This window comes from Moorena sp. SIO1F2, assembly GCF_010672755.1.
Taxonomy (GTDB): Bacteria; Cyanobacteriota; Cyanobacteriia; order Cyanobacteriales; family Coleofasciculaceae; genus Moorena.
The window spans coordinates 1-7988 of the sequence record NZ_JAAHFV010000298.1; the positions used below are offsets into that span (position 1 = coordinate 1).

The 7988-nt window shown below is 44.3% G+C and carries 5 protein-coding genes; 2 read left to right on the forward strand and 3 right to left on the reverse strand.

The annotated features are described in order from the left end of the window. Positions 1–221: 221 nt before the first annotated feature. Positions 222–1493 (reverse strand): HAMP domain-containing sensor histidine kinase, encoded by a 1272-nt coding sequence (locus F6J94_RS25960; protein WP_293045441.1) that lies wholly within the window; start codon positions 1491–1493, stop codon positions 222–224. A gap of 308 nt (positions 1494–1801) precedes the next feature. Further along, positions 1802–2479 carry a response regulator transcription factor gene (locus F6J94_RS25965; RefSeq protein WP_293045444.1) on the reverse strand — a complete coding sequence of 226 codons (678 nt, stop codon included), beginning with the start codon at positions 2477–2479 and terminating at the stop codon, positions 1802–1804. 459 nt (positions 2480–2938) lie between these two features. On the opposite strand from F6J94_RS25965, the gene F6J94_RS25970 reads away from it, so the two are divergent. Beyond that, positions 2939–6868 (forward strand): cobaltochelatase subunit CobN, encoded by a 3930-nt coding sequence (locus F6J94_RS25970; protein WP_293045447.1) that lies wholly within the window; start codon positions 2939–2941, stop codon positions 6866–6868. Positions 6869–7043: 175 nt separating this feature from the next. Here F6J94_RS25970 and F6J94_RS25975 read toward each other — a convergent pair whose 3' ends face one another. Then, on the reverse strand, positions 7044–7193 hold the full coding sequence (locus tag F6J94_RS25975) for a hypothetical protein (RefSeq protein ID WP_293045450.1): 150 nt from the start codon (positions 7191–7193) through the stop codon (positions 7044–7046). A 316-nt stretch (positions 7194–7509) separates the two neighbouring features. Between F6J94_RS25975 and F6J94_RS25980 the strand changes: the two genes are divergently transcribed. Continuing rightward, on the forward strand, positions 7510–7986 hold the full coding sequence (locus F6J94_RS25980) for a CYTH domain-containing protein (RefSeq protein WP_070392218.1): 477 nt from the start codon (positions 7510–7512) through the stop codon (positions 7984–7986). Positions 7987–7988 lie beyond the last annotated feature (2 nt).

Here is a 7988-nt window from a genome sequence, read left to right on the forward strand (position 1 = left end):
ATATTTTGATATTATTACCCAAAAGTAAAAAAGTCGGTAAGAAATTTAGAAATTAGGGAGTATAAATTAGAGAGTAGGGAGTAGGGAGTAGGGAGTAGGGAGTAGGGAGTAGGGAGTAGGGAATATGGCCTCAAAAATTATCACAATTAATTCCTACACGGATCTCTATATAATTCTTTATAATTCTTTCAAAAGAAAATCCCAACCTAGAGCCTATATTCCTAAACCAGCGGTAAACGTATCTGAAAGCAGCTACCAACCCCAACCTGAGACGTAAGGGTGATTTTTCCCCCATGACTGTGAGTGATTGCTTGAGCGATCGCAAGTCCCAACCCCGTACCCCTCTCTCGGTGAGAACGAGCTTTATCCGCACGCCAGAAGCGATCAAACACAAACGGCTGATGTTCAGGGGCAATACCAATGCCAGTGTCCTCAATCATGACCAGGGCATAGCGATTCTGTTTGGCAACAGTAAGAACCACTTTTCCTTGAGGGGGTGTGTATTGCAGGGCATTCTCTAACAAGTTGGAAAATAAACGGGTGAGTTGCCCTTCATCCCCAATTACAGAGACTGTTGTCAGGCCGTGATATTCTAAGGTAATCTGCTTATCTTGAGCAAATGATTCTAACAATTCCACCAAATTATGCAAAACTGTATTGAGGGAAATGGGGACTGACTTTCGGGTCGGAATTGACAAGGCTGGATCAGTACGAGCTAAAAATAGTAAGTCTTCTGCTAAGTGGCTCATCTGGTCTGTAGCGCTAGCAATAGCCACTAACTTCTTAGCATCTTTGGGATGAATGCGCTCAGGATGATTTCGCATCACATCCACAGAGGCTTTAATTGCTGTCAAAGGACTGCGCAATTCATGGGACGCATCAGCAGTAAACTGTTTAAGCTTTTTAAAACTTTTCTCAATCGGCTCAAGAGCTTTCTGGGTCAGCCAAAGTCCACCAATACCAACAAACCCTAGAGCGATCATTCCTCCCATTCCTAATCCCCAAAATAGTTGGCTTTGGACAATTTCTACATCCTCTGTGGATTGACTGGCTCGAATATAGCCCTCTAGGGATGGTTGGCTTGGTTTCGAGGTGTCCTTAAAAACAGAAATTGTAAACGTCCTAATCGGCTCTGATGTCTCAGGGAGTTCTAGAGTCAACGAACCCAGTTTTGGCGGGAAAGTCAATACAATCGCACCTCGCCTTGCCAATAGTTTCCCCTGATCATCAAACCATTCTAAGCTTTGTTTGTCTCGGTTAAAGATATCTCGCCAGGGGACTTCATCAACTTGTTCAATGTATTGACTCCCTTTAACTTCTACTTCAGTAAATGAGGGGGCAGCAGATTGGGCTAAAGTCTGTAGTTTTTTGTCAAGTTGCTGGTATAGACTCTGTGTTAAAAAAACATACACACCCGCACCAAATACACTCAAAATTGCGGCCATTACCATCAGGTAATACAACAAAAGACGCCAGCGCAAACCTTTAAACATCTGGTAATTAGTAATTAGTAATTAGTAATTTTAGTAATTGGTAATCGTTAACTTCCCCAACTATACTTGATATCATTCGTTGCTTTACGAATGCCGTCAACTTACCCTACGGGAAGGCCAAAGGCGAACAACCTGCCAACTTTCAACCTACCAACCTTAAACCTGCAACCTACCCTACGGGAACGCCAAAAGCGAACAACCTTGGCCAAAAGGCCACGCGCTTCGCAGCAAAGCGGGACTTCGTCCATCCCGTTCAACCTGCCAACTTTCAACCTGCCAACTTTCAACAGTAACAACTGAATATTGAATTAGGGATTTTCTTTCAGACGATAACCCAAACCATAGACTGTCTCAATCAAATCAGAGGGAGCTCCTGCTGCGTCGAGTTTCTGTCGTAAACCTCGGATATGAGCTTTAACGGTTGCTTCTTCTGGTAGTCGTTCAAAGGACCAGAGGTTTTCCAGGATTTGAGCACGGCTAAACACACGGCGAGGATGGCGCAGGAAAAATTCCAGCAGAGCATACTCTTTTGGACTTAGGGACAAGAGACGGTCTTTATAGAACACTTCACAGGTACTGGGGTCAAGGCGGAGGGAATCCCATTCCAGTACAGGTGGTAAGGTAGTATTTCCCCGGCGCAGTAAGGCGCGCATCCTAGCGGACAACTCCCCTAAATCAAAGGGTTTGACTAGATAATCATCTGCACCAGCATCCAGTCCTACAATTTTATCACTGATGGTATCCCGAGCCGTCAGCATTAGAATGGGAGTAGAGTTGCCTTGGGAGCGCAACTTTCGGCAAAGGGTAATACCATCCATCTTTGGCAGCATCACATCTAACAAAATTAAATCATAGCTGAAACTCTCTACTAGTTCCCTACCCTCTTGACCATCATTGGCAACATCCACGACATAATGCTGGTCGGTGAGGTCTTCAGCAAGGGCGTCGGTAATCCGCTCATCATCTTCTACTAGTAAAATCCTCATCTTCAGTACCTCTAACTCTAAATGATTACCTGACTTTTATCTTTGATTATGACCAATTTTTTTCACAACTTTAGAAAAATCGGGCAGTTTTCCATGATACTGGCAAGATGATTGATACCAAGTCAGGTTAATCAGTTACCAAATAGTGCCGGTATTTTTGGGAATGGCTTATGGGGAATCGTCAACTACAGCATTATTAGTTGAGATGTAGAAATAAAACTAATAAAAATAGGGAACTTCGGCTCAGCAAAGTAGCGCTTTTTGATACTGTTTTCGTCAATTATTTTTCCCTTGTCCAAAGTTCTCTTGTCCGAAGTTGCCGACAACTGCGCCGAAGTCTAATTAACAATTATTCTCAATCATGGCATGACTTACCCAAGGCCACTGGGAGGGTTAGCCGATCAGTACGATTATGATCAAATATGATCAAAGTGTAAAGAATTATTTCGAGCGGGTTCCATGAAACGCATTGTACTGATAGCAGGATTTGAATCCTTCAACGCTGACTTGTACCGCAAAGCTGCTGAGTTAGCTAGCTCCCGCTGTCCGGAACAGGATATTAGAGTATTTAGCGATCGCGAAATCACTGCCAACCCTGATACTGTAGAAGCTGCCCTCCAAGATGCCCAAGTCTTCTTCGGTAGTCTACTATTCGATTATGACCAAGTGTTATGGTTACGCGATCGCATCCAACACATCCCCATCCGCTTGGTATTCGAGTCAGCTCTAGAACTGATGAGCCTGACTCAAATTGGTCAGTTCAAAATTGGGGATAAACCCAAGGGGATGCCCAAGCCAGTAAAATTCATCCTGGACAAATTCAGCAACGGACGAGAAGAAGACCGCTTAGCAGGTTATATCAGCTTTTTGAAAATTGGTCCGAAGCTGCTGAAATATATTCCTGCTAGAAAAGTCCAAGACTTGCGCAATTGGCTAATTATCTACGGTTACTGGAATGCTGGTGGCTCAGACAATGTAGCATCTATGTTCTGGACCCTGGCAGAGAAATACTTAGACCTGAAAGTGGGAGACATTCCGCCGCCAGTGGAAACTCCCAACATGGGGCTACTCCATCCGGACTACGACGGGTATTTTGAATCCCCACGACAATACCTAGAATGGTACAAAAACTTCAACGTTAAACAATTAAACGTTATTGGGCAAAGCCCTACCAGCCCGCTAGCTTCTCAACACAACCTTAGAGAAAACCCTGTTGTTGGTATTCTGCTTTATCGCAAACATGTAGTTACAAAACAACCTTATATTCCCCAGTTAATTCGCTACTTTGAGGAAGCTGGATTAACTCCTTTACCCATCTTTATCAATGGTGTAGAAGGTCATGTAGCTGTGCGGGATTGGATGACATCTGCTTATGAAACCCAACAGCGACAACTGGATAACGTAGAAACTCCTTCCTTGTCTAAAGACGCTGTCGAAGTGGATGCCATTGTGTCTACCATCGGTTTCCCGTTGGTAGGGGGTCCAGCTGGTTCTATGGAGGCCGGAAGACAGGTGGCTGTAGCGAAACGTATTCTCACTGCTAAGAATGTCCCTTATACTATTGCTGCACCCCTACTGATTCAAGATATTTACTCTTGGACAAGACAAGGCATTGGGGGGTTGCAAAGTGTCGTATTATATGCATTGCCGGAATTGGATGGAGCAATTGATACTGTACCCCTAGGTGGTTTAGTCGGAGAAAATATCTATCTGATTCCCGAACGAGTTAAGCGACTGACTGGACGGGTGAAGCGTTGGATTCAACTCAGACAAACCCCACCAGACCAAAGACGAATTGCGATTATTCTCTATGGTTTCCCTCCTGGGTATGGAGCAACAGGAACAGCAGCCTTATTGAATGTACCGCGATCGCTTCTTAAATTCCTCCACGCTCTAAAAGAACAAGGTTACACTGTTGGAGAATTACCAGAAGATGGAGAAGAACTAATCCGCTGGGTGAAAGCAGCAGACGAAGGCTTGAATGGTGACAGCTTGAATGGAGAATGTTCTAACCTTGGCCAAAAGGCCACGCTACGCGAACAACCAGCAACCAACATTCAACCTTCAACCTTCAACTACCAACCTTCAACTAGTAACCTTCAACCTTCAACTAGTAACCTTCAACCTTTAACTAGCAACCACCAACCTTCAACCACAGTTAACGTTAAAACCCTAGAAGAATGGTTAGGCTACTTGCTAACTACCCGTATTGAAAAACAATGGCAATCCTTGACTGGTACAGGAATCAAAACCAATGGGGATGAGTTCGAGATTGGTGGAATTGAGTTAGGAAATGTCTGGATTGGGGTACAACCACCCCTGGGTATTTCTGGAGACCCGATGCGACTGATGTTTGAGCGAGACTTGACCCCACATCCCCAGTACACGGCCTTTTATAAGTGGTTACAGAATGATTTTGATGCCCATGCGGTGGTGCATTTTGGCATGCATGGCACCGTGGAATGGTTACCTGGTTCACCCCTGGGGAATACGGGGTATTCTTGGTCGGATATTTTGCTAGGAAATATCCCGAATCTGTATATCTATGCCGCCAATAATCCTTCAGAGTCAATGTTGGCCAAGCGTCGGGGTTATGGGGTGTTGATTTCCCATAATGTACCCCCTTATGGTCGGGCTGGTTTGTATAAGGAGTTGGTAGTGCTACGAGATTTAATCTCAGAGTATCGGGAGGATCCTGAAAAGAATTATGCCTTGAAAGAAGCAATTTGTAAAAAAATTATCGATAGTGGCTTGGATACCGATTGTCCCTTTGAGGATGCTAAGGGCTTGGGAATTGCTTTCAGTCCAGAGAATGCCCAGATGTTTAGTGCTGATTCATTTAATCGCTATCTTGTTAAGTTGTACAACTACCTGCTAGTGGTGGAACAACGGTTGTTTTCCTCTGGGCTGCACACTCTAGGTCAAGTGCCTGATTCGGAACAGTTAGGGTCTTACCTTCGGGCTTATTTTGGGGAAGATGTCCCGGAAGCAATGGTTAAAGCCATTGTGGATGGAGAATTTGAATCCCAAACACCAGACGGACGTGAACAGGTCGAGGATGAGAAGGTTGAAGAGGCGTTACGGATTGGTGAGTTGTTGATGCAGACTGGGGAGGAGTTGACGAATTTGTTGCGGGGGTTGAATGGCGAGTATATTCCTCCGGCTCCTGGGGGGGATTTGTTGCGGGATGGTCCTGGGGTTTTGCCAACAGGACGGAATATTCACGCTTTGGATCCTTATCGGATGCCCTCTCCAGCAGCTTATGAACGGGGCAGGGAGGTGGCCAGGAAAATTATTGCCCAGCATCTTGAGGAACATCAGGAGTATCCGGAAACTGTTGCGGTAATGCTATGGGGATTGGATGCGATCAAGACTCGTGGGGAGTCCTTGGGGATTTTATTGGAGTTAGTAGGTGCAGTACCTGTAAAAGAGGGAACGGGACGGATTGTACGGTATGATTTGATACCCTTAGCTGAGGTAGGTCATCCTAGAATTGATGTGTTGGCAAATCTCTCAGGGATTTTTCGGGATAGTTTTGTCAATATTGTTGAGCTGCTGGATGATTTGTTCCGTAGGGCGACTGAGGCAGATGAACCAGAGGAAGAGAATTTTATCCGCAAGCATGGGTTAGCGTTGCGATCGCAAGGGGTAGACAATGTTTCTGCTCGGTTGTTTTCTAATCCAGCCGGGGATTATGGTTCTCTGGTCAATGACCAAGTAGTCGATGGTAATTGGGAATCCGGGGATGAATTAGCGAATACATGGCAAAGCCGCAATGTATTTAGTTATGGACGGCAAGATAAAGGTCAAGCCCGTCCGGAAGTCATGGAGCAGCTGCTAAAAAGTACCAGTCGTATAGTCCAGGAAATTGATTCTGTCGAATATGGGCTGACGGATATTCAAGAATACTATGCTAATACTGGAGGCTTGAAGCGAGCAGCCGAAAAGCAAGGGGGTAAGACCGTTAATGCCAGTTTTGTGGAAAGTTTCTCAAAGGATACTACACCCCGGAAGCTAGAGGATTTGTTGCGGTTGGAGTATCGGACAAAGTTACTTAATCCCAAGTGGGCTGAGGCGATGGCCAATCAGGGGTCTGGGGGAGCTTATGAGATTTCCCAACGGATGACAGCATTGATTGGTTGGGGGGGTACAGCTGATTTTCAAGATAACTGGGTGTATGACCAAGCAGCAGATACTTATGCCTTGGATGAAGAAATGGCCAAGAGGTTGCGACAGGCAAATCCTGAGGCATTTCGCAATATTGTAGGCCGGATGTTAGAGGCAAATGGACGAGGATTCTGGGAACCGGATCACGAAACCTTACAGAAGTTACGGGAGTTATATGATCTCGCCGATGAGGAGATTGAAGGCGTGACGGCTGTAGGATAAGAGGGTGTGGGGTGACCGAGTGTGGTAATCGGGTGAAAATCTTGCTCGTAGTCATCCCAATTCCTAAACCTGAAAATCTTTAACTTACCCGTTCACCCTACACTCGTTTACCCTACATTAGTTTAGCCAATCAATAAGAGTGTGAGTATATTTCTTTTATCCTAACTATACTCGTTCACCAGATGTTATGGCCTTTGCCTGAATAGCCTTGTTCGCTAGACTCTTTGGTTTGTTTTTCTAACTCTTCAGCTAATTTGGCAAATTTTTTCATTTCATCAATTAATGCTGCTGCTCCACTATTTTCGGTTGTTGATTGTTGGGACATCAATGTTTATCCTGATAATTTTACTTACATTAGCCGCACCGTAGATTTACTCATAGAGGAACTCTAGGAAATTGGCTCTCTATTTTTATATTTCTTGGGATAATAAATGAATCCGGATTAAGTCGGGTAGTTTAATATGAAGCGATCGCTAACTAAATAAGCAAGATTGTAAACTTTTTGATTACTATAGCAATAAGCATAATGGTTCTGATTTGCTCTGATTTTAAAATTGACAATCAACAATAATCAATTAACAATGGTCAATTTTAAATTAACCAATGACTAATAATACCCATTCACACTATACTTTTTACCCATGGCAACGGAAATTGAACGCAAATTTCTAGTAAAAGGCGAAGAGTGGCGGAAACTAGGCACTGGTAGTGTTTATCGCCAAGGTTACATTCGTACAACTAACCGCACTACTGTCCGGGTGCGCCTGGTGGGAGATCAAGGATATCTTACTATCAAAAGTCCCAAGGTGGGTTTTTCTAGAAAAGAGTATGAGTACCCTATCCCAGGCTCGGATGCTCAAGAAATGCTCGATACTTTGTGCCAGGGTCCCTTAATTGAGAAAACTCGTTATAAAATTGAACACGCTGGCTTGATTTGGGAAGTGGATGAGTTTGCTGGGGATAATCAAGGATTAATTTTGGCAGAAGTTGAACTAACTGATGAAAATCAGGACATTGAACTACCAGAATGGATTGGAGTTGAAGTCTCTGATGATCCGAGATACTTCAACTCCAATTTAGTTCAGCATCCCTATACTCAATGGTTACACAGAATCTAGGA